The 22,321-nt window shown below is 56.9% G+C and carries 25 protein-coding genes; 9 read left to right on the forward strand and 16 right to left on the reverse strand.

What is annotated here, in order from left to right; translation table 11 throughout:
• Window positions 1-9 precede the first annotated feature (9 nt).
• The 3 genes from ACR0IO_RS05495 to ACR0IO_RS05505 are packed head-to-tail and all read right to left on the reverse strand — an operon-like array spanning window position 10 to window position 3,426.
• The gene (locus ACR0IO_RS05495) at window positions 10-1,368 is read right to left on the reverse strand and encodes a glutamine synthetase family protein (RefSeq protein ID WP_480739967.1); all 1,359 of its coding nucleotides are present in this window, start codon (window positions 1,366-1,368) and stop codon (window positions 10-12) included.
• Window positions 1,368-2,048, reverse strand: coding sequence for a type 1 glutamine amidotransferase (locus ACR0IO_RS05500; protein ID WP_480739969.1), 681 nt, complete (start codon window positions 2,046-2,048; stop codon window positions 1,368-1,370). Before ACR0IO_RS05500 ends, ACR0IO_RS05495 begins: the two co-directional genes overlap by 1 nt.
• Window positions 2,049-2,106: 58 nt before the next feature.
• Window positions 2,107-3,426, reverse strand: coding sequence for a glutamine synthetase family protein (locus ACR0IO_RS05505; RefSeq protein WP_480739971.1), 1,320 nt, complete (start codon window positions 3,424-3,426; stop codon window positions 2,107-2,109).
• 393 nt (window positions 3,427-3,819) lie between these two features.
• Between ACR0IO_RS05505 and ACR0IO_RS05510 the strand changes: the two genes are divergently transcribed.
• Both ACR0IO_RS05510 and ACR0IO_RS05515 read left to right on the forward strand, forming a co-directional pair.
• Window positions 3,820-4,629: a M90 family metallopeptidase gene (locus tag ACR0IO_RS05510; RefSeq protein WP_480739973.1), complete on the forward strand. Its 810-nt coding sequence runs from the start codon at window positions 3,820-3,822 to the stop codon at window positions 4,627-4,629.
• A gap of 146 nt (window positions 4,630-4,775) precedes the next feature.
• Window positions 4,776-5,471, forward strand: coding sequence for an alpha/beta fold hydrolase (locus ACR0IO_RS05515; RefSeq protein ID WP_480739975.1), 696 nt, complete (start codon window positions 4,776-4,778; stop codon window positions 5,469-5,471).
• Between the two features lie 67 nt (window positions 5,472-5,538).
• Here the strand turns inward: ACR0IO_RS05515 and ACR0IO_RS05520 are convergent, their stop codons facing one another.
• The 10 genes from ACR0IO_RS05520 to secG form a co-directional block, all read right to left on the reverse strand.
• Entirely contained in the window at window positions 5,539-6,345 is an 807-nt protein-coding gene (locus ACR0IO_RS05520) for an ABC transporter permease (protein WP_155151520.1), read from the reverse strand.
• Complete coding sequence (locus tag ACR0IO_RS05525; protein ID WP_155151517.1) at window positions 6,342-7,229, reverse strand: ABC transporter permease; 888 nt, start codon at window positions 7,227-7,229, stop codon at window positions 6,342-6,344. Before ACR0IO_RS05525 ends, ACR0IO_RS05520 begins: the two co-directional genes overlap by 4 nt.
• Before the next feature lie 83 nt (window positions 7,230-7,312).
• Complete coding sequence (locus ACR0IO_RS05530) at window positions 7,313-8,062, reverse strand: transporter substrate-binding domain-containing protein (protein ID WP_155151515.1); 750 nt, start codon at window positions 8,060-8,062, stop codon at window positions 7,313-7,315.
• Between the two features lie 32 nt (window positions 8,063-8,094).
• Window positions 8,095-8,871 carry an ABC transporter ATP-binding protein gene (locus ACR0IO_RS05535; RefSeq protein ID WP_170335161.1) on the reverse strand — a complete coding sequence of 259 codons (777 nt, stop codon included), beginning with the start codon at window positions 8,869-8,871 and terminating at the stop codon, window positions 8,095-8,097.
• 128 nt (window positions 8,872-8,999) lie between these two features.
• The gene (locus tag ACR0IO_RS05540) at window positions 9,000-9,752 is read right to left on the reverse strand and encodes a phosphate/phosphite/phosphonate ABC transporter substrate-binding protein (protein ID WP_480739980.1); all 753 of its coding nucleotides are present in this window, start codon (window positions 9,750-9,752) and stop codon (window positions 9,000-9,002) included.
• A complete protein-coding gene (locus ACR0IO_RS05545; RefSeq protein WP_155151512.1) occupies window positions 9,749-10,186 on the reverse strand; it encodes a tellurite resistance TerB family protein in 438 nt (145 codons plus the stop codon). Before ACR0IO_RS05545 ends, ACR0IO_RS05540 begins: the two co-directional genes overlap by 4 nt.
• Before the next feature lie 21 nt (window positions 10,187-10,207).
• Window positions 10,208-10,657, reverse strand: a complete 450-nt coding sequence (locus tag ACR0IO_RS05550; protein ID WP_170335159.1) for a tellurite resistance TerB family protein — start codon at window positions 10,655-10,657, stop codon at window positions 10,208-10,210.
• 42 nt (window positions 10,658-10,699) lie between these two features.
• Window positions 10,700-10,993 (reverse strand): DUF1330 domain-containing protein, encoded by a 294-nt coding sequence (locus ACR0IO_RS05555; RefSeq protein ID WP_170335157.1) that lies wholly within the window; start codon window positions 10,991-10,993, stop codon window positions 10,700-10,702.
• Between the two features lie 80 nt (window positions 10,994-11,073).
• A complete protein-coding gene (locus ACR0IO_RS05560; RefSeq protein WP_155151505.1) occupies window positions 11,074-12,717 on the reverse strand; it encodes a CTP synthase in 1,644 nt (547 codons plus the stop codon).
• A gap of 158 nt (window positions 12,718-12,875) precedes the next feature.
• The gene (secG, locus tag ACR0IO_RS05565) at window positions 12,876-13,241 is read right to left on the reverse strand and encodes a preprotein translocase subunit SecG (protein WP_155151502.1); all 366 of its coding nucleotides are present in this window, start codon (window positions 13,239-13,241) and stop codon (window positions 12,876-12,878) included.
• Window positions 13,242-13,391: 150 nt separating this feature from the next.
• On the opposite strand from secG, the gene nthA reads away from it, so the two are divergent.
• From nthA to ACR0IO_RS05595, 6 genes are all read left to right on the forward strand, one after another.
• Entirely contained in the window at window positions 13,392-14,006 is a 615-nt protein-coding gene (nthA, locus tag ACR0IO_RS05570; protein ID WP_480739984.1) for a nitrile hydratase subunit alpha, read from the forward strand.
• On the forward strand, window positions 14,003-14,680 hold the full coding sequence (gene nthB, locus ACR0IO_RS05575; protein WP_480739987.1) for a nitrile hydratase subunit beta: 678 nt from the start codon (window positions 14,003-14,005) through the stop codon (window positions 14,678-14,680). The genes nthA and nthB overlap by 4 nt, the downstream gene beginning before the upstream one ends.
• Window positions 14,677-15,012: a nitrile hydratase accessory protein gene (locus ACR0IO_RS05580; protein ID WP_480739988.1), complete on the forward strand. Its 336-nt coding sequence runs from the start codon at window positions 14,677-14,679 to the stop codon at window positions 15,010-15,012. The genes nthB and ACR0IO_RS05580 overlap by 4 nt, the downstream gene beginning before the upstream one ends.
• Before the next feature lie 99 nt (window positions 15,013-15,111).
• Window positions 15,112-16,407 carry an adenylosuccinate synthase gene (locus ACR0IO_RS05585; protein WP_155151491.1) on the forward strand — a complete coding sequence of 432 codons (1,296 nt, stop codon included), beginning with the start codon at window positions 15,112-15,114 and terminating at the stop codon, window positions 16,405-16,407.
• Entirely contained in the window at window positions 16,407-16,649 is a 243-nt protein-coding gene (locus ACR0IO_RS05590) for a DUF2842 domain-containing protein (protein ID WP_155151488.1), read from the forward strand. Before ACR0IO_RS05585 ends, ACR0IO_RS05590 begins: the two co-directional genes overlap by 1 nt.
• 85 nt (window positions 16,650-16,734) lie before the next feature.
• A complete protein-coding gene (locus tag ACR0IO_RS05595) occupies window positions 16,735-17,451 on the forward strand; it encodes a hypothetical protein (RefSeq protein WP_480739990.1) in 717 nt (238 codons plus the stop codon).
• 71 nt (window positions 17,452-17,522) lie between these two features.
• Here the strand turns inward: ACR0IO_RS05595 and ACR0IO_RS05600 are convergent, their stop codons facing one another.
• A complete protein-coding gene (locus ACR0IO_RS05600) occupies window positions 17,523-19,208 on the reverse strand; it encodes a hypothetical protein (protein WP_480739992.1) in 1,686 nt (561 codons plus the stop codon).
• Between the two features lie 121 nt (window positions 19,209-19,329).
• On the opposite strand from ACR0IO_RS05600, the gene ACR0IO_RS05605 reads away from it, so the two are divergent.
• Entirely contained in the window at window positions 19,330-20,037 is a 708-nt protein-coding gene (locus tag ACR0IO_RS05605) for a thiamine diphosphokinase (RefSeq protein ID WP_480739994.1), read from the forward strand.
• Here ACR0IO_RS05605 and ACR0IO_RS05610 read toward each other — a convergent pair.
• Both ACR0IO_RS05610 and ACR0IO_RS05615 read right to left on the reverse strand, forming a co-directional pair.
• Window positions 19,982-20,896 (reverse strand): DMT family transporter, encoded by a 915-nt coding sequence (locus ACR0IO_RS05610; protein ID WP_170335141.1) that lies wholly within the window; start codon window positions 20,894-20,896, stop codon window positions 19,982-19,984. The two genes, ACR0IO_RS05605 and ACR0IO_RS05610, sit on opposite strands and share 56 nt — an antisense overlap.
• Before the next feature lie 51 nt (window positions 20,897-20,947).
• The gene (locus ACR0IO_RS05615; RefSeq protein WP_480739997.1) at window positions 20,948-22,321 is read right to left on the reverse strand and encodes an L-serine ammonia-lyase; all 1,374 of its coding nucleotides are present in this window, start codon (window positions 22,319-22,321) and stop codon (window positions 20,948-20,950) included.

Consider the following 22,321-nt stretch of genomic DNA (forward strand, 5'->3'; position numbering starts at 1 on the left):
GCGCCCTCGTCAGACGTTCAGAAGCAGGTGCTCACGCTCCCACGGGGAAATTACCTGCAAAAACTCCTCGTATTCTGCCCGTTTGACTATGCCATAAACACGCGCAAACTCCGGTCCGAGAACCTCGTGCAGGGCTTCGGCTCCATCAAACAGATCCAGCGCTTCGCCCATGACTTGCGGAATGTCACCGTCGCCCTCATAGGCGTCGCCATAAAACTGTCGGCGCGGACGTTCCTGATGTGTCAGTCCCAGATAGCCGCAAGCAAGTGAAACCGCGATTCCCAGATACGGGTTGCAATCCATACCGGCGATGCGGTTTTCAATCCGGCGGCTTTCAGGCCCCGACAAGGGAACGCGAATACCGGTAGTGCGATTGTCGCGCGCCCATTCCAGATTGATTGGCGCGGCATGGTCTTTCACATAACGACGATAGGAGTTCACATAGGGCGCCATCACAGCAAGACCTGCGGGCAGATGGGTCTGCAGACCAGCGATGAAATGATAGAACGCGTCAGTCTCACCACCCTGAGGACCCGAGAAGATGTTCTGCCCGGATTCAGTATCCGTGATCGAGTGATGAATATGCATCGCCGATCCCGGCTCATCTTCGATCGGTTTTGCCATGAAGGTGGCGAAGCAATTGTGGCGAAGCGCAGCTTCTCGGATCAGCCGTTTGAAGTAGAAAACCTCATCGGCCAGCTTCACCGGATCACCATGGCGTAGATTGATCTCAAGCTGTCCGGCACCGCCTTCCTGCGTGATGCCATCGATCTCAAAACCCTGATGTTCGGCAAAATCGTAGATGTCATCGATCACCGGCCCGAACTCATCCACGGCCGTCATCGAATAGGCCTGACGTGCTGCTGCCGGACGACCGGAGCGGCCCATCATGGGCTCGATGCCCTGCGCAGGGTCGACATTGCGGGCAACCAGAAAGAACTCCATTTCCGGCGCGACGATAGGGTTCCAGCCCTTGTCTCGATACAGTTGCACAACCCGCTTCAGCACGTTGCGCGGGCTGTAGGGGATCGGCTCCCCCTCGCGGTCGTAAGCATCGTGGATCACCTGCAATGTCCAGTCGCCTGTCCAGGGGGCGGCTGACACGGTTGAGAAATCCGGCTTCAGGATCATGTCGCGTTCGATGAACCCGTCCTCGCCTGCCGCTTCTCCCCAACCTCCGGTTATGGTCTGGTAAAAGATGCTGTCGGGCAGGTGGAAATAAGACTGCCGTGCGAATTTTGATGCGGGAACTGCCTTGCCTCGTGCGATGCCGGGCAGGTCCGAAATAATGCACTCGACCTCATCAAGGCGATGACCATCGATATAGTCCTGTGCCGCCTGCGGCAGGTTATCCGTCCAATCGGCCATCAGGCCCTCGCTTTCTTTAAGAAATCCGCCATGTATCGTGCGATTTCCGGGTTGCTGTTCGAGGCATCTTGTCGGCTTGCGGCATCCTGCATCAGGTCATCGGGTACGACGCCTTTGCCGCGCGTCTGCATCAATCCCTCGACAAAACCATTCGAAAATTCCGGGTGCGCCTGCACGGTCCAGATCGTATCACCGTAGGAGAGTATCGCGTTCTTGCAAAAATCGTTGGTACCCAGCACCTGCGCGCCATCGGGCAGTTCGACGACCTGATCCTGATGCCATGCGTTCAGGGATACCTTGTGACCGTCGAAATCATATTCAGTTCGACCGACTGCCCAGCCACCCTTGAATTTCTCAACCGTCCCGCCAAGGGCTTGGGCGATGATCTGATGGCCAAAACACACGCCGATCAGAGGTTTACCGCTTTTCTGAATGTCGCGGATCAGATTCTCGAGTGGGGGTATCCAGGGATGGTCTTCGTATGCACCGTGACGAGAGCCGGTGATGATCCAGCCGTCCGCATCATCAACACTTTGCGGAAACTTCTGATCTACAACCGAAAACGTTTCGTATTCAAAGCCGTTACCGTCCAGAAGCGTACGGAACATTTCGTCATATTCGCCGAACTTATCGGTCAACTCGTCAGGTGAGTGGCCGGTTTGAAGGATGCCGATTTTCATGGGTCACCAAATTTGATCAAATTTAATCTAGCCGAGTCTCAGACAACGGGCAAGAGGGTCATACGGCCTCGAGATAACTGAGCCAGTGCTCCTCGGCCGGGCGGTCTGCAAAGCGGGTGATTTCCTGCCGCTTGGTCATCGCCATAAAGCGGATTAGATCGGCATGGAAGATGCGCGCGACTTGCGGATCGGTTTCAAAACCCGCAATGGCCGATTGCCAATCTCCGGCCAGTTGGGGAAGGCCGTCGATCTCATAGGCATTGCCCGAGATTGACTCGGGCGCCTGTAACCCATCTTTGATGCCATTGAGGGCGGCCCCCAGTACAGCGGCCAACATGAGATAGGGATTGATATCCCCGCCCGCGACGCGATGTTCGATCCGGCGTGCCGCTGGCGCGCCACCGGGAATCCGGATGGCGGCCGTTCGGTTTTCATAGGCCCAGCTGGCACCGGTCGGGGCGTGTGCACCCGGGATGAGGCGGGTGTAAGAGTTGCCATGGGGCGCAAAGATCAAGGTGCTGCCGGGCATTGCCGCAAGACAACCGGCAACGGCTGAGCGCAAAACCTCGGTACCCTCCGAACCGCCATTATCGAAAACATTGAGGCCTTTCTCATCCACAACCGAAAAATGCACATGCATCCCGTTGCCTGCATCTTCGGAATAGGGTTTGGCCATGAAGGTTGCCGAGAACCCATGTTTGCGCGCAAGCCCGCGGGTCAAAGCCTTGAAAAGCCACGTATCATCTGCGCAGCGCATCGCGTCCTGATGATTCAGGTTGATCTCGAACTGGCCAATCCCACTTTCCGAGATGGCGGTCTGGGCCGGAATTCCCATGTCCGCACAGCCATCGTAAAGGTCGTTGAAAAACGCATCGAACGCGTCCAGTTCGGCCATGGACAATACAGCCTCGTCTGAAAGGCGACGGCCCGTCAGCGGGTTGATTGGTGGCATTGGTGATGAACCGGACGCATCCAACAATGTAAATTCAAGCTCGGTAGCTGCGATAACAGACCAGCCTCGCTCTGAGTATTCGGTCAAAACCGTTGCCAATGCGTGGCGCGGGTCACCGGCAAACGGCTTACCATCGTCGTCGTAAAGACACATCGGAACCAGCGCCGTTGGTGTATCAAGCCAAGGCATCGGTACCGGACCGCGCTCTGTCGGAAGCAAAACACCATCGGCATCGCCAGATTCAAATACCAGCGGACTGCCATCTATATCAGCGCCCCAGAGATCCACATTGAGTGCTGAGAACGGCATCCGGACTGCACCCTTGTCGAGTTTTGCAGCATAAGAAGAGGGTACACGCTTGCCTCGCATCTGACCGTTGAGGTCACAAGCGGCGACGCGAAAGGTGTGCAGCGTACTCAGGTCCATTGGGAACTCCATTGGTCTTGCTCTCGCAAGGTGTAGCCGAGGAGAAATACGATGTCACGGAATTTGATCAAATTACTGCATGCCGTTTTGAGCTGACGTCTGAAAAACAGGATTGATTGGTTTCGCACGTAGAATCGCCGGGGGAGTGTTTGATTTGTACCAAACGCTCTTGGTGCATTCACTTGCCAAACTATAAGCAGAGATCTGCCCTAACAGCCAGGCGCATCAGGATGAACTTTCCCGACAAATGGCTGAACGTCTCAGGGCTAATTCGGCAAGCCGCTGTGAATTTTCAGCTACCGGAATGGTGTCGTTCAGAACCAAGAACACCTATGTTGAGTTCCGGATGACATTCGGGTGTCATACGCTGACAAAATTTTGGGATGTTGTGCCATGTTGATTTTCTTTGCAATTCTGCTGCTGGTTGCAGGGGGGATGGGCTACTATTTCTGGTCCCGGAAACAGGCGCGTGCCACACTTCTTGCAACGCCTCTGTCGGAACATCAGCGTGCGGTCATCGAGGCAATGGTGCCGATTGTAAGACGGCTACCTCCGGATTTGCGTGACAGGCTGCAAGGTAAGGTGAACCTGTTTTTGGATCAGGTCGATTTCATTGGCTGCGATGATCTGGAAGTGACCGAAGAAATGCAGTTGTCCATTGCTGCGCAGGCCTGCATCCTCGTCGTTAACAGTGACATGTGGTATGACAACCTCACAACAATCCTGATTTATCCGAACGCTTTCAAATCCCAGCAACGCAGGCACAGCGGTTACGTGGTGACTGAGCAGGAGATTGTGCGCACTGGTGAAAGCTGGGATCGCGGACCGGTAATCCTGTCATGGGCCCACAGTAAGCAGGGTGCCAGAGATGACCATGACGGGCACAATGTCGTGTTTCATGAGTTCGCCCACCAGATCGACGATCTGTCTGGGGGTACGAATGGTGTTCCATTGCTGGCTGAAGGTCAGACCTTTGCCGAGTGGGAGCGCGTCTTTCTGACGGCCTTTGAGGCCCATGTTCATGCGGTTGAGAGCGGGCGTAGAACGGTGATCGATCCGTACGGCGCCGAGGGTCATGAAGAATTCTTTGCCGTTTCGGTCGAAGTGTTTTTCGAGCGGCCGCAAGCCCTCAAGCATGAAAACCCGGAAGTTTATGAGCAATTGTCAAAGCTGTTCAGGTTGGATCCTGTTGCGTGGGTATAGCTGAAACACTGCTTGGTCGGGGACCGCTGCGTAGATAGGGCAACGGCTGTAGATCAATCTTGCCTGCCCACATTCCTTTGGACCAATTGCCGACGCTTCACCTACAGTAGACTTGGATCCATCAGTTCGAGGCAGCAGTTTAGGGTATGGCAACATTTGTTCTGGTTCACGGCGCCTGGCAGGGCGGTTGGTGTTGGAGGCGCGTCGCAAAGCTCTTGCGCGAGGCCGGACATGATGTGTTCACGCCAACACTAACGGGTCTTGGAGAGCGGTCGCATCTGTTCAGCAAAGACATCGATCTTGATACACACATCACGGATGTCCTTGCGGTGATTGAGTGGGAAGAATTATCCGATATCATTCTGTGTGGTCACAGTTATGGTGGAATGGTTGTCACCGGAGTTGCTGACCATGCGCCTGAAAAAATCCGCTCTTTGGTCTATCTTGATGCGTTGGTGCCTGACGATGGTCAGAACACGTTGGACTGTCTGCCTGCCGAAGCGGCATCCGGCTTGCGGGATGGTTCAATGGATGGTCGCGCAGCGCCGGGACCGGCTGAGGCATTTTCCGTAAATGCTGATGACCGTGCGTGGGTCGACAGGCGCAACGTTGCCCATCCCTTCCGGAGCTTTGAGCAGCCCATTCGACTGGTGGGCAACTGGGAGAAAGTGGCCAGGCGCATCTATGTTTATGCAATCGGCTGGACCCCGGGGATTGGCCGCCCATATTTTGAAAAAGCCAGTCAGGAGACCGAATGGCGGGCTGTTTCGGTAGAATGCGGGCACTATGTCATGATCGATATGCCCGAAGAACTGACCCGCATCCTGTTAGCCGAAGTTTGATTGCGGCCGCGCTGAAGGTTTTTTTGCGTGAGATGATCCAGCCGGACCAGATGTCAGAACCCGGCGCTTAGCGCGCCAGATTCAGACGGAAGCGCATCTTGGTTTTCCTGGCGGCGGGTAGGTGTCGGTTCAGTCGTTTGTTGACCAGACCGAAACCTCCGACGATCACCAGCGTCAGCAGGATGAAATAGAAGGCGAGGATCGGGTAGGGGATGAACGGGTTGAACGTTTTGTCCGCAAAATAGCTGGCATAGTAGAGCGCATCACCGCGCTGTTGCCAGGCCGGGAATGCCGAGAAGAATACCAGTGTAGTGGCGTGGAACAGGAAAATGGCCTCGTTGGTGTAGGCAGGCCAAGCCAGCCGCAGCATGGTCGGCCAGACAATCCGGCGGAACCGCGACCAGCCGGACATGCCGTAGGCATCCGCAGCTTCGATATCGCCTTTGGGGATTGAGCGCAGGGCGCCATAGAAAATTTCGCCCGAATAGGCGGCCGTGTTCAGGAACAGCACGATCAGCGCACCCAGCCATGCCGATGTAAACGCATCGAACATCGGATAGGATTTCTTCAACGACAGGAAGAAGAAATAAGCGAAGAAAAATTGGATAAAGAGCGGTGAGCCCCTGAAAATGAAGATGAACCACTCGGCCGGTTTGCGCAGCCACTTGTTGGGCGATGCCTTGCCGACCGCCAGTGCTGTGGCGAAAAAGAATCCGGTCGCCAGTGCCATGATCCCGAAATAGACGTTCCAGATCATGCCGGAGCCGATCAGTGTGAACTGCTCGCACAGGGTAAAGTCGCTGCGGGGCAACAGGCGTTCGCCAAGTCCGATTGAACGCAGGCCGTAGTCCTGAATGGTTTGCAAGCAGCTCATTGGGTGGTCTCCTTGCGCAGTAGCTCGCCACCGGATGTGGCCTGGCCGTGGGACAGCTTGCGCATCAGACGCTCGAGCCCGATTTCCGAGACGCGGGTCATTCCAAGGTAGAAGATCAGCAGGAACAGGAAGTACCACATGCGCCAGTCACCATGCGGGTAGGCGGTAAACTTGGATGTCTTGGTGCCACCCAATTCGCGGGCCCAATAGACGATATCTTCGATACCCAGCAGGAACAGCAACGGTGTTGCCTTGATCAGAACCATCCACAGATTGGACAGGCCGGGCAGGGCATAGACCCACATTTGTGGAACCAGGATGCGCCAGAACGTTTGGCGACGCGTCATTCCATAAGCTTCGGCTGTCTCCAGCTGCGCGTGCGGAACAGCGCGCATGCCTCCAAACAAGACGTTCGCTGCAAAAGCGCCGAACACGATAGAGAAAGTGATGACCGCGAGGAAAAAGCCATAGGTTTCGTGAACCCATTCCGGAGCAGTGCCCAGCGGTAGTTTTGCGGCCTGACAGACAAGGAAATCGTTGCCCTGACGAATGGGATCGGTCCATTCGGGGCATAGAATCTTGTGCCGCGTCCATTCGAACGCCTGATCCAATGCGATGACGAAGAACAGAAAGAAGGCAATGTCAGGAACGCCCCGGACGATTGCGATGTAACCTTTGCCGAGCCAGCTGAGCGGCAGGAAATGCGAGCGGGCGGCCATCGCACCGGCAAACCCAAAGCTGAGCGCAACGGGCGCGGTTACAGCCAGCAAAGCCAGAACCTTGACGAACGACAGGTAGAACGACCAGTGCACGCCGTTGGTCAGATAGCAGGAGAACCAGCGGAACGTGCCGAGCGTGTCGGGGTCAGCGCAATAGGAAAACATGAAGCGTCTTTCGAACGTCAGGCCTGACGGATGGTCAGGGTGATCCGGCGCCCAGTCGGCGCCGGATCATTTAGACGGAGGGCTTAGTTGGTAACGACCGAGCCGTCAGCGTTGTAGGTGGGAACACCTTCGCCAAACCACTTAACGATCAGCTCGTTCAGTGTGCCGTCAGCTTTCATCGAGGTGATCGCTTCGTCGAACTTGCCGCGCAGTTCGCCATCCGATTCACGCAGGCCCAGGCCAATGCCACCGCCCAGTGGTACATCATCACCTACGAAAACCAGCTCGCCACTCGATTCTTCAACGATCGGAACCAGGAAGTCTTTGTCTGCGAATACCGCATCGGCTTCGCCGTTACGGACAGCCGCGATGGTTTCTTCCGGAGTTGCGAATTCAACCAGTGTTGCGCCGCTTTGCGCAATGTGGCCTGCCTGAATGGTCGCTGTCTGTGCTGCGACAATGCCACCGCTCAGATCGACACCGTCCGAAGCTGCTGCATATGCCGAAGCTGCTGGCGGGAAGTAGTTCTGGGTAAAGTCGATGACTTCATCACGCTCGTCAGTTATCGACATGCCGGCGATGATGGTGTCGTAGTTGCCCGAAACCAGGTTCGGAATGATCGAATCCCAGTCGTTCTTGACCCACTCGCATTCCAGACCGGCGCGCTTGCACAGCTCGTCACCAACTTCACGCTCGAAGCCATCGATCTCACCCGCATCGTTGATGAAGTTGTACGGAGGGTAAGCGCCTTCGGTACCCATGCGGACAGTGTCGGCCATTGCGATACCGGCGGTCAGCGCCAGTGCTGCTGTGGTCAGAATCAGGTTTTTCATTGGTTACTCCCCAGTTTGGTTCTGTTCTGAAGTTATGCCGCCTTGGTGGCGGAGAGAAAACCCTGAAGCCGTGCGGATTCAGGGGCTGTAAAGATATCCTCGGGTGTGCCTTCTTCTTCGATCAGGCCCTGATGCAGGAACACGACGTGGCTTGAGATATCAGCCGCCATTTTCATGTCATGTGTCACGATGATCATGGTTCGGCCTTCAGCGGCCAGATCCTTGATCACCTTGATCACTTCCTGCTCCAGTTCAGGGTCGAGCGCCGAGGTTGGCTCGTCAAACAGAAGTGCTTCTGGCTCCATGCAAAGACCGCGGGCGATTGCCGCGCGCTGTTGCTGGCCACCCGACAGCTGAGCCGGGTAAACATCGCATTTGTCACCGATGCCAACCTTTTCAAGATACTTGCGAGCGCTGTCCTCAACCTCGGCCTTGTCGCGGCCAAGAACGGTGACGGGTGCCTCCATCACGTTTTGAAGGATGGTCATATGCGCCCACAGATTGAACTGCTGGAACACCATCGACAGGTTTGTACGGATGCGCAGTACCTGTTTTGGGTCGGCCGGGCGGCGGTGGTGGTGATCACCAGACCAGCGGACAGGTTCACCCTTGAACAGGATTTCGCCTTGCTGGCTGTCTTCCAACAGGTTGCAGCAGCGCAGCAGAGTGGATTTTCCGGACCCGGATGAGCCGATCAGAGAGACGACGTCGCCCCGATGCGCGGTAATGTCCACTCCTTTCAACACTTCGAGATGACCGAAGCTTTTGTGAAGGTTTTTGATCTCGATGACGGGAGCGGATTCTGTCACGGGTAGTCCAGATGTTGTTGGCGTCGTTGGTGCGGTACTAGGGCTTAAAAAACTGACCAATGCAATGCGCAAATGACAAGTTCAAGACCCGAAACCGCCGAAATGACCAGAGGTTTTGGTCAAAATGGTCAGGTTTGTGTGCGAATTGCCTGCGGCGTTGGCGGATTGGGAACGGCGAGATAGTCCTCGGCTGCGATATCGATCAACCCATGGATGTGAAGCACTTGCCGGTCTTCTGGTGTCAGGCTGTCGATCGCTGCCTGAACTGCTTGTCCAATGCGGCCTGCATCCTGTCCGTTTGAGGTGATATAGGGTAGCACGGGTGTCGGTTTGGTTGTTGTGACCTGACGCAGCTTGTCGCCCAGATCCGTATGTTCGGTGAGCAGTGTCCAGGTCAGTGCATCCAGCGAGGCAAGATCAGCGCGACCTTCAGCCACCGCCTGCGCCGACAGAGCGTGGCCGCCCGTTTCCAGAAGGGAATTGGGTGTCAGCCCAAGGTCTGCCAAATGAACAACCGGTGCGGCCCAGCCTGATTGCGACAGCGCTTCGTTATACGCAAAGGTCCCGGCGACGAGTCCTTCAAGATCGCGGTCATCATCGACCCGTGCAACAAAAACCGAGCAGTAGTGGCCGGGTGGGCAACCGGGCAAGCCGTAATCCGGTGTCCCCACCAGTTGAACCTCACCGTGCAGCCGTGTCCTGTAGGGCATGCCGCAGGTTTGTGCAAAAACCAGTTTCGGATCTTTCCAGATGTCCCAGAAATCGCGATCTCTGGTCAGGTGCTCCGGGCCTTCGCCCAGATGGGCACGAATCAAAGTCCAGAATCGGTCATTGGCTGGCTGAAGTGCTGGCATGTCATACATGCCCAGCATTGCGGTCACGATTTTGCAGCCTTCTGACGGGCGAGTGCCGAATCCACGTCACTGATGCCCAGCAGACTGACAGCTAATCGGATCAGCGAATCTTCGTCTTCCGAGCGTTCGCCATCGGCCAGCGCCACGGACCAGAGCGCCTCGACCACGCCAAGGCGATGGTCATAAGGGACAGCCTCTTTAATTGCGCGGGTGAAGCGGACAGTGTCGGGGGCCTGGGCCTCCAGATCTTCGGCGCGGGCGCGCAAACCTGCAGCCTCGAACGGCGACAGGCCATAACGTTCGGCCGATATGCGGTCGATCCGGGCCATCTCGGTATCGGCATAGTCATTGTCGGATCGCGCAATGCGTACCAGCAGGGCCGTCAAGGCCAGGCGAGCATCATCATCGGCAAGCGGGTCGGGCTGCGGCTGTGTGAGCCGGGACAGGAAATCACTGAACATGCAGAAAGATATAGACGCAGGTTAGCTGGCTTCCAAGCGACTTTGCACCCGTTCGCGTGCATCGCGACTGTCGTTAAAGCTGAGTCCCATGGCAGCGCGGGCTTCTTCGACGATCTTGATCTCACCTTCGTCCGAGTTGCCATCGGCCAGAACAACCTCCCACAACGCCTCAAGCGCTGCCAGGCGTTCCTGCAGATCAGTGGTTTCGCGGATCAGTTTGCCAAATGTATCGGTTTCCGGCGCCGCAGCATGCAACTTTTCGCAGGTTGCGCGGACTTTGGCGGCTTCAATCGCGTTGTGCTGATAAAGCCGGGCGAGAATCCGGTCGATCAGGCTGATTTCCTCGACCTTGTAATCCCGATCGGCCTGCGCAACGCGCACCAAAAGAGCACCCAGGGCAAGCTCGGCATCCGGATCTGGTAGGGTGGTTTGTTGCGGCGGGCGAAACGCCTGAAAGAACTTCTTCAGCATGGGCACAGGTTATTCCATATTTTGTGGTCCGCCAAGCAGAGACTACCCGTCATAGCCCTGAATGATCACAAGATCGCCCATCGACACAGGGTCCCGCAGGGCTTTTGCCTTCTGATAGGCATCGCTTTCATAGCAGGCTAATGCCTGTTCGTAGCTGGGAAATTCGATCACCACCGTCCGTGACCTTGATGCGCCCTCTTTGACGACGCGATCGCCACCGCGCACAAGAAAGCGCGCGCCGTACTCAGCGAAGGGTTCAGCATTGGCGGTGATGTACTTTTTGTACGTATCCATGTCGTCCACGTCGACATGGGCAACCCAATATCCTTTGGTCACAGGCTCGGCTCCGTAATTTGCTCCGGGCCAAACTGACCCGGAACGAAGAGCAAGGCAACCAAAAGAGGTGTGCAGAAGCGTCAGACCAGACGCGAGGTTTCCTTGGCTGCGCGCACGAACTCGCGGAACAGAGGATGAGGATCAAAGGGCTTGGATTTCAGTTCGGGATGGTATTGCACCCCGATGAACCATGGGTGATCCGACCATTCGACTATCTCGGGCAGGCGACCATCCGGAGACATGCCCGAGAACTTCAGACCAGCCTCTTCGAGTTTCTCGCGGTATTTGATGTCCACCTCATAGCGGTGACGGTGGCGCTCTTCGATATTGGTGCTGCCATAGACTTCAGCAACCTTCGAGCCTTCGCCCAGAACAGCATCATAAGCGCCCAGGCGCATGGTACCGCCCTTGTCGTCGCCAACTTTGCGTTCGACCTTGTGGTTCCCCTGCACCCATTCTTTGAGGTGATAAACCACTGGCTCAAAACGCTTTTTGCCTGCTTCGTGATCGAATTCTTCGGAACCGGCCTCTTTGATGCCCGCAACATTGCGGGCAGCTTCGATGACGGCCATCTGCATGCCAAGACAAATGCCCAGATAAGGCACCTTGTGCTCGCGCGCGTATTGCGCAGCTTTGATCTTGCCTTCAGTGCCGCGCTCTCCGAATCCGCCGGGGACGAGGATTGCGTGATAACCCTCCAGATGCGGGGCCGCATCTTCCTTGTCGAAAATCTCGGCATCGACCCATTCGACCTTGACCTTAACGCGGTTGGCCATGCCACCATGGGTCAGGGCTTCGGCGATCGACTTATAGGCGTCTTCCAGCTGGGTGTATTTACCGACGATAGCAACCTTCACTTCGCCTTCAGCGTTGTGGATGCGATCGCTGACATCTTCCCACTTCGCCAGATCGGGTTTCGGTGCCGGGCTGATCTGGAACGCATCCAGAACCGCCTGATCCAGACCTTCGCGGTGATACGCCAGCGGAGCGTCGTAGATTGTGCTCAGGTCCTGCGCGGCAATAACGCTGTCAGGGCGGACGTTGCAGAACAGGGCCAGTTTTTCACGCTCTTTGGTCGGGATAGGCCCTTCGGAGCGGCAAACAAGAATATCGGGGGCCAGACCAATCGAACGCAGCTCTTTCACCGAGTGCTGGGTCGGCTTGGTTTTCAGCTCGCCAGAGGCCTTGATGTAGGGCAGCAGTGTGAGGTGCATAAAGATACACTGACCACGCGGTTTATCCTGGCTGAACTGACGGATTGCTTCGAAAAACGGCAGTCCTTCGATGTCGCCAACGGTGCCACCGATTTCGCACAGCATGAAATCAACCTCATCTTCGCCAATGGAGATGAAATCCTTGATCTCGTTGGTGACGTGCGGGATCACCTGAATGGTTTTGCCAAGGTAATCACCACGGCGTTCTTTCTCGAGTACGTTGGAATAGATCCGGCCTGAACTGACCGAGTCGGTTTTGCGCGCTGCAACGCCTGTGAAACGCTCATAGTGACCAAGATCCAGATCGGTTTCCGCGCCATCATCGGTGACGAACACTTCGCCATGTTCGAACGGCGACATAGTGCCCGGATCGACGTTCAGATACGGGTCGAGCTTGCGCAGACGCACCGAATATCCCCGGGCCTGCAGCAGCGAGCCCAAAGCCGCCGAAGCCAGTCCTTTGCCCAAGGACGAAACCACACCACCAGTGATGAAAATAAAACGCGCCATGTTTTCGGCTGCTCCCGTGAGACGTCAAAATCAGCTGCCCGACGGTTCCGAAAAACCGCTGCATCACGGGACTTCACATATAAAGGATTCGCGCCAATAGCGCAAGAGAACCGCAAGATGCTGTTGCAGTTCTCTTTCAGGTTTCTAGGTCTAGTGGATCAGTCGGCCTGCGGAATCAGCGGCGCGTTGTCGCCCTGCGTCGGAGGCAGCAGATCATCCGCCGACGGAACCGCCGGTGTGCTTTCTTCGGTCGCCGCAGGTGCCGGAACGCCCAGACGATCGATGACCGAGCTGCCCGAAGACTTCTGAGCGGCCAGAATGGTCAGCGTGATCGAGGTCACGATAAAGCACGCAGCCAAAATCCAGGTCAGTTTACCCAGCGCGGTTGCAGCTGCGCGACCGGTCATGGCACCGCCGCCACCGCCGCCCATGCCAAGGCCACCGCCTTCGGACCGCTGCATCAGAACAACGGCAATCAGGCCAAGGGCCAAGAGGAGGTGGATGATGAGAACGACGTTTTCCATGGTCTTCCTGTGCGGCGTGACGTGTATCGCGTGGTATCTATGCAAGTTTGCCAGCGGGGGCAAGGGAGGAGTTGGCATCAAGATCGGTGATGTTTCAGATCACGGCAAAGGGACTGGACAGCAGGGCTTTGCCTCGCGCAGGCTGCGGCCATGCCACATGATGATCACGACCACCCGCACGCCCTTTTGCCACCTGAACCCGCGCTCCGCGTCAAAGCGCTTGAGACGATTCTGACTCGCAAGGGATTGATCGATCCCGTGGCGCTGGATGAGATCATCGATACCTATCAAAACAAGATTGGTCCCCAGAACGGCGCGCGAGTCGTCGCCAAGGCTTGGGCAGATCCTGAATTCAAAGCTTCTTTGCTCAATGATGCAACATCGGTGGTGGCTGAATTGGGATACTACGGTCGTCAGGGTGAGCACATGGTTGTGGTCGAGAATACGCCTGGGCAGCACAATATGGTCGTTTGTACCCTGTGCAGTTGTTACCCATGGCCACTGCTGGGAATTCCACCGGGCTGGTACAAATCCGATGCCTACCGCGCCCGCGCTGTGCGTGAGCCGCGCAAGGTGCTGGCCGAATTCGGGGTCACGTTGCCCGCTGATACATCGGTGCGCGTTTGGGATTCGACAGCAGAGGTGCGGTACCTTGTTCTGCCGATGCAGCCGAAAGGGAGCGAAGGGTTGAGTGAGGAAGAGCTTGCTGCCCTTGTCACGCGGGACAGCATGATCGGAACCGGTCTGCCCAAGGTGCCATCATGACGCGCGTACATGATATGGGCGGTCGGTTCGGTGACGGTCCGGTTAATCCCGAATCCGAGGATGCCCCGGTGTTTGCCGAAGACTGGCACGCGCGGGCTCTGGCAGTAACGCTTGCCGCCGGATCGCTGGGGCAGTGGAACATTGATATCTCACGCCATGCCCGCGAGAGGTTGTCACCCAAGGACTACACGCGGTTTTCCTACTACGAGAAGTGGATTTCAGCTCTCGCCGACCTGTTGGTTGAAAGCGGTGTGTTGACCGAAGAGGACTTGCGAAGTGAGTCTGATACTGGCGAGCATGTTCTGGCCAATCGGGCATTGAAGGCGGAAGCGGTAGCAGGTGTATTGGCCAGTGGCGGTCCCGCTGATCGGCCTTCGAACGTGCCTGTGGAATTCGAAATCGGGCAGGAGGTCGTCACTGCGCGCCCGGCTGCGAACCGTCTTGTTGACGGTGGACACACGCGGTTACCCATTTATGCAGCCGGAGCGAGGGGCCGCATTCTGATGGTACATGGAACACATGTACTGCCCGACTCGAGCGCGCACCGGTTGGGTGAGGCACCTGAACCCCTTTATGCCGTGGCATTTCCCGCCTCAGAACTGTGGGCGAACCCGGAACATCCACAGGATGAGGTCGTGCTGGATCTGTGGCAAAGCTATCTGGAACCCGCATGAGTGACTGTCTGACGCATTCCGCCCCTGAACCTGTCTTTGTCGAGCCATGGCATGCGCAGGTATTTGCCGTGACTGTGGCATTGAACGAAGCCGGTCGGTTTGACTGGTCGGATTGGGCGGCACGGTTTTCGCAGACTCTTAAGCGTCATGGCCTGGATCGCGAACTGGATGGTGGTGATGACTACTTCCATGCCTGGCTGGAAACATTGGAATCACTGCTGGCCGAGCAGGGCGAGGCGGCACCCGCGGATGTGGATACGATGAAAAATGCTTGGGAAGATGCCTATCTGACGACCCCGCACGGCCAGCCGGTGCGATTGGCACCTGTCTGAGCCTCCGATAGGTTCAACTGCGTCGAATTACCGGTTTCCCTGCCGCTTTCCCCCCGCTATACGAGCCGAGTTTGATAACTCAGCGCAAAAGGACCGGATATGGCCAATGTGGTTGTTGTCGGCGCCCAGTGGGGTGACGAAGGAAAAGGCAAGATCGTCGACTGGCTCAGCGAGCGGGCGGATGTGATCGCGCGTTTTCAGGGCGGACATAATGCAGGGCATACGCTGGTCATTGACGGCGAGGTTTACAAGCTGAACGCGCTTCCATCCGGCGTTGTGCGCGGCGGCAAGCTGAGTGTGATTGGCAACGGTGTTGTTCTGGACCCGTGGCATCTGGTTGGCGAAATCGCATCGATCCGCGAACAGGGTGTCGAGATCACGCCCGAAACACTGATGATTGCGGAAAACACCCCGTTGATTCTGCCGATCCACGGTGAACTCGATCGCGCTCGTGAAGAGGCCGCCAGCAAAGGCACCAAAATCGGCACCACAGGTCGCGGTATTGGCCCGGCATACGAAGACAAGGTAGGCCGCCGTTCGGTGCGTGTTGCCGATCTTGCTGACCATGCAACGCTGGAAGCACGTGTTGATCGCGCGTTGCAGCACCATGACCCACTGCGCAAGGGTTTGGGGATCGAGCCGGTTGATCGCGATGCACTGATTGCTCAGTTGAAAGAGATCGCCCCGCAGATTTTGCCGTTCGCTGCGCCTGTCTGGAAAGTGCTCAACGAAAAACGCAAAGCTGGCAAGCGAATCCTGTTCGAAGGCGCGCAGGGTGCATTGTTGGACATCGATTTCGGTACCTATCCGTTCGTGACCTCATCCAACGTGATTGCTGGACAAGCTGCGACTGGTGTTGGCATCGGCCCGGGCTCGGTCGATTTCGTTCTGGGGATCGTCAAAGCATATACCACCCGCGTCGGTGAGGGGCCGTTCCCGACCGAGCTGGATGACGACGACGGCATGCGTCTGGGTACTCGTGGACATGAGTTTGGAACCGTGACTGGCCGTAAGCGCCGCTGTGGCTGGTTCGATGCCTGCCTGGTGCGCCAGACCTGCGCGACCAGCGGTGTTAACGGCATCTCGCTGACGAAGCTGGACGTTCTGGACGGGTTTGAAACCCTGAAGATCTGCGTGGGCTATGATCTGGACGGCGAACGTTTGGATTATCTGCCAACCGCAGCTGATCAGCAGGCGCGCTGTACGCCGATCTACGAGGAAATGCCAGGCTGGAGCGAATCCACCGAGGGTGCACGCAGCTGGGCCGAACTGCCTGCCAATGCGATCAAGTATGTACGTCGGGTCGAAGAGCTCATCGAATGCCCGGTTGCACTTCTGTCCACCAGCCCGGAGCGGGATGACACCATTCTGGTGACTGATCCGTTTGCAGATTGATGAGTGGTGAACAGAAATCTGGTCTAAGCTACAAGGCTCGCCGGCGCTGGTCGCTGGTGATCCTTGTGATTGGGCTGCCGCTTTACATTGTGGCGGTGGTGACGGTGGTGAACTGGCTCGACCGTCCACCAATCTGGGTCGAACTTCTGGTCTACATCGTACTTGGCGTCTTGTGGGCACTGCCGTTCAAGTTCGTCTTTCGTGGTGTCGGCAAAGAAGACCCAGATCAGGATTCAAACTAGCCCCGGCTGTTGATCGAAAATCACCTGCATGACAAACTCACTGAATCGAATGTGTTTTGGTGATATTTTGGCTTGCAGGTGAAACATGAAACAAGCGGTTGCGGGGGCATTTGCGATTGCCATATCGGGGATTGCCCCAGAGCCTGTGCAGGCCAACGATTGGGATTTTGTGGTAGCACCCTATCTTTGGGGGCCGGAATTCAGAACGTCTCTGGACATTGGACCCAATCCCCCGGTCGATGGCAGTAAGTCTATCTTTGATATTCTGAACAGCGCGTTCCTTATTGCCGGTGAGGCGCGAAAGGGACGATGGGCGATTGGTGGAGAGTTCAACTATCTCAATCTCGGAGATAACGTTCCGATTGGCCCATTCAACGATCTGGCGAATTGGGAACTCGATGGCATCATGATGTCTCTGGGCGCCAGCTATACGGTGTTTCAGGACAGCCAATCACGCGTCGAGGCGATGGCAGCATTGCGCCATTGGGACCTTGATCTTTCAACGACTGTTGCTCGATTTACAGCCAGCACGGATCAGAGCTGGACCGATCCGCTGATCGGCGCGCGATACCACCGAGCGATCAATGATCGGTGGAACTTTTCCGCGATGGGGAATGTTGGCGGGTTTGGCGTTGGGTCAAAATTTCAGTGGGAGGCATTGATCCAGGCAGGCTGGCAATGGACTGACACGACCCATGTTGTTGGCGGATACCGCCACCTGAGCGTTGATTTCGAAGGCGGACAAAATGTTATCGATCTGACGTTGACCGGTCCTTACGTCGCACTGGCATTCAACTTCTGACTTTAGTGGTAATAGGTAAAAAAAGAACGGCCGGAGAAACTCTTCGGCCGTTACCATTTTCTGTTTGTGCCTTACCCGGCCGCGCGTTTGTCGTTCGGACGGAAACCAATCTGGTTCGAGGCCGCGAAACGACCGCCACCAGCCTTTTCGATCTTGCCGTCACGCAGCAACTGACCGAAGGAGCGTAGGCTCTCTTCACGATTGAACTCATCCTGCTTCAACGAGCGGACCTTGTTCATCAGTTGCGGGCGCGAGAATTGTTCCTGACCTTCGATGAAGGACAGATAGGCCGCAGCCGCTTCGAGCAGATCGGGAAGGGATTGAGCGCCTTGTTCCTGTGCAAACGAGGCAAAGCCGCCTTCTTCTGATGTCTCTTCGTCCTCTTGAGCGGCTGTGACACGGCGCGGCGTAATTGGCCCTGCATCCGTGTCCTGCGTATCGATGCGTTGCTCAGCCACCAGTTTGAGGGGCGCCGCATTATCGGTTTCAGGGCGCAGGCTTGTGACTTCTATCTCGGCAGGGCGACGGGGGCTGACGACTGACGCCAGATCGCCGCGATAGTCGGCGTCGCCGGCAGCGGCAGCATCTTCACCCGCCTCGTCGCGCTCTGCTTCGGTGGCAGCAACTGCTGTCCGCAGGTGCGAATAGGTTTCTCGCTGATCGTTGGTCGCAGGGTCGTCCATCCGTGCGTCGGCCTTGTCCATCAGTCTTGAAACATCCTGATCAATGCCGGATTCTTCGGACAGTTTATGGCCGGTACGGGCATCCATCTCTGCTTCGACTTCCGAAATCTCGTTCAGCAGATTGTGTTCGTCCTCTGCGGTCAGGATACCATCATGCGTTTCGAACACGATGTCGGACTGCTCCAACTGCAGAGTGCTGTTCTCGTCGCTTTCAGTTACATCGTCTTCATCAGATTCATCGACATCGAGAATGTTGACGATTTCATCCTGTTCTTCTTCGGCCTCGGGCGCTTCGTCGAGATCCGAGAACAGAACGTCAGTGGGTTGATCAGCCTCGGCCAGTTCTTCCTGAACCTCTGCTTCGGCAATGGTTTCCTCGATTTCGAGGGTCGCTTCGGGTTCAATGACCGGTTCAGGCGCTTCAGGAGCAGCTTGCGGGGCTTCGCCCGTTGTAGTGTCGTCCAGATCCTCGGGGCTCAGGGCGCCCGACTCGAATGCCGCCGAAATTGCGTCAACCTTTGGCTGGGCTGGGGTCAGGTATCCGTTGTCTTCATCCTCGGAATACGCTGTCGAGCCTTCGTCCGCATGCGAAACAACCGCGCGGATGCGCTGCAGCTTGGCAGCGATGCTGTCGGCGGCAGCGGGCTGAACGGGTTCTACGGGTTCGGCCTCGGCAAAGAATGTGTCAGCGCTTGTGGAGGGCGCCGTGTCCACAACAGTCAGATCGGGGGTGCTGTCAGGCGTCTGCTGTGGCTGGGGTTGTGGTTGTTCGGCTGCGATTACCGGCGCGACCGGCTGTGGTTCGGCGGCGGGCGCTTCTTCGGTTGCGCGCAATAGCAAGCCGGTTTCATTCTGGCTGGCCTCGACACGGCGCGAAGCGTCGCGCTGGGCGATGCGGGTCAGCATTTCTGCGTCTGGCTGCGGGGGTTCCGATCCAAAGTAGCGATCATCCGCTGCGAGATCGCGAAAATACTCTGCAATCGCTTTCATCGTTTCAAATGAATCATCAAAACCTTCCAAAGTGCACGAGAAGGTTCCGTAGGAAACGGTCAATACCTTGTTATTCTGTACCATCAGACGCACGTCCTTTACAAACTACAGAGCCAATCCGCGCGACGCTGGGCGCAGAGTCGGCTCGGAACTGTCTAGATGAACCTATCATTTTGTGGTCTCAATGTGTCCAAAACCGGGAAAAATGGTCAATCTTGTAAAAAATAGCCCGATTGTATGTTCTCAGAGGCCAATAGCACTGATCGGAGGGGGACAAATCGGTCCTGATGACCTGAATTTGGTGCTAAGCCGCGTCAATCAGGTGGTCGCAGCGGATGGTGGAGCCGCCGCCGTTATCGAATCGGGTCGGATGCCGGACGCGGTAATCGGAGACTTCGATTCGCTGGAGAGGAAGTATCGCGAGCAGATCCCTGAAGAGCGTTTGTTTCCGATACGTGAACAAGATAGCACCGACTTTGACAAAGCACTGCGCAGCATTGAAGCGCCTCTTGTTTTAGGTGTCGGGTTTCTGGGGGGGCGTCTGGATCATCAGCTTGCCGTACTTAATGCGTTGGTCCGGCTTCCCGATCACCGCTGTATCTTGCTAGGCGAGCATGAGGTCGCGTTTCATGCACCCCCACATATCACGATGTCCATTGAGCCGGGGCAGACAGTTTCATTGTTTCCGTTTCAGCGTGTAACGGGGCGAAGTAAAGGTTTGGAATGGCCTATCGATGGGCTGGTTCTGGAACCGGATGGGCGTGTTGGGACCTCGAACCGGGCCATGTCGGATGTTGAGCTTGAGGTGGATGGTCCGGGCCTGCTGGTCATGGTGCCGCGAACGGCTTTGGATCAGGTCATGCTGGCGTTTCAGTCGGAGCGGACCGGGCGTTGGCGCGCTCACGCAGGATGACATAGAGCCCGGCGCAGATGGTGATCAGAATCCCGATCGCCGCAAGGCCATCAGGCAGATCGTGAAAGATCATCCATCCGATCAGCGTTGCCACGGGAATCTCGAGATATTGCATCGGTGCGAGCGTGGCGGAAGGCGCATAGCGTAGCGACCATGTCATAAGCAGATGAGCGACCGTTCCCAACACGCCGATCGCGATTAGCAGCCAGTGGGTTTCGCCTGCGGGTACGATCAAAGAAAGCTCCCATATGTCGGCCCCTGTCCCGATCAGGAGAAGCGGAAGAAGCATCACTGTCGCGAAAGAGCCCGAAACCGCCTGGAGTGCGATCGGATCGGTTTCTTTCGCGATCTTCCGTGTGACCAGCATGAAAAACGAAAACACCACCGCGACCACGAGCGGCAGCAAAGCGGGTGCACCGACTTCGGCAAAGCTGGGTTGGATAACCAGCAGGGTGCCAATGAAACCAACGATGCAGGCGATCAGACGCCGGGCACCGACTTCCTCACCCAACACATAGCTGCCCAGCAGCAGCATGATGAAAGGCATGACGAAGGCGATCGCGACCGCATCGGCCAATGGCAGATATTGCAGCGCACTGAACATGGCGGCAATCCCCGCGATGTGCAGGATCGTGCGGATCAGTGTTAACCTCAGTATACGTCCACTCATTCGCCAGGGACGACCCGTCACAGCGACCAGCGGGATCAGGATGATCGCCTGAACAGCAAAGCGGACCAGAACCAGCAGACCCAGTGGGGTTGTTTCGCCCAGCAGTTTGGCCATTGCATCACCAAGCGGTGCAAGTACACAAAAACCAAGCATCAGAAAGATGCCAAAGACGGGACGATCCTGGGTCATGACGGGCACGCTAGGTCAAGCCGTGCCCGTGTGAAAGGGCAAACTGTCAGGTCAGCAATTGGGCACGTTTACGGCAAGGCCACCCAGAGAAGTCTCTTTGTACTTTTCATGCATGTCATGTCCGGTCTGGCGCATGGTTTCGATCACCGCATCCAGCGGCACGAAGTGTTTGCCATCCCCACGCAGCGCAAGCGAGGCTGCAGAAACTGCCTTGATTGCGGCAAGCCCGTTGCGCTCGATACAGGGAACCTGAACCAGACCTGCAACAGGATCGCAGGTCATGCCCAAATGATGTTCCAGCGCAATCTCGGCTGCGTTCTCAACTTGCTCGGGCGTGCCACCCATCACTGCGCACAGGCCTGCTGCGGCCATTGCCGAGGCGCTGCCAACCTCGGCCTGACACCCGGCTTCGGCGCCGGAGATTGAGGCGTTGTACTTGACCAGTCCGCCAATCGCGGCGGCAGTCAGCAGAAAATCCTCGATATGGCTTTCCGAGGCACCGGGTACGTGATCCAGATAGTACCGAAGTACCGCAGGCAAAGTCCCTGCAGCGCCATTGGTGGGCGCGGTGACCACCTGACCGCCTGCAGCGTTTTCTTCGTTCACGGCCATCGCGTAGACGCTCATCCAGTCATTGATGGTGTGCGGCGCGTTCAGGTTCATGCCGCGCTCGGCTTGCAGCGCGTCATAGATACCCTTGGCGCGGCGGCGTACATTCAGGCCACCGGGCAGGATGCCGTCGGTGGTCAGGCCGCGCTCGATACAATTGTTCATGACTTCCCAAAGTCGCGCCGACCCTTTGGCGAAGCTATCGGCACAGCCGCGCGCAATCTCGTTCTCGCGCTTCATCGCGGCGATGCTCTTGCCGCTTGAGTGCGCCATTTCCAGCATCTCGGCAGCCGAGTGAAACGGGTAGGGTACAACTGGGCCGTCGTTGGTATCTTTGCCTTCGGCCAGTTCTTCTTCGGTCAATACAAATCCGCCGCCGACGGAGTAATAGACCTGCCGCAGGATCACATCGCCTTGCGCGTCGGTTGCCATCAGGATCATGCCGTTGGCGTGGCCGGGCAGGTTTTGGTCATAGTCAAAGATCAGATCTGTTTTCGGATCGAATTTCAGTGTCGGCAATCCATCGGGTGTGACCGTGTGCGTCGCCGCGATTTCCGCCAGCGCAGCCTCGGCCTTGTCATTGTCGTAGTTGTCCGGGACAAAGCCGGCCAATCCCAGAATGGTGGCCCGGTCGGTGGCGTGCCCGACACCGGTAAAGGCCAAAGACCCATGCAGCGATCCCCGCAGTCCTGCGAAGTCAAACGGAGAGGCGCGCATCAGATCAAGAAAACGCGCGGCTGCAACCATTGGTCCCATGGTGTGCGAAGAGGAGGGGCCGATGCCCACTTTGAACATATCGAAGACAGAGAGGAACAT

It is taken from the genome of Ruegeria sp. CE12 (assembly GCF_056537525.1).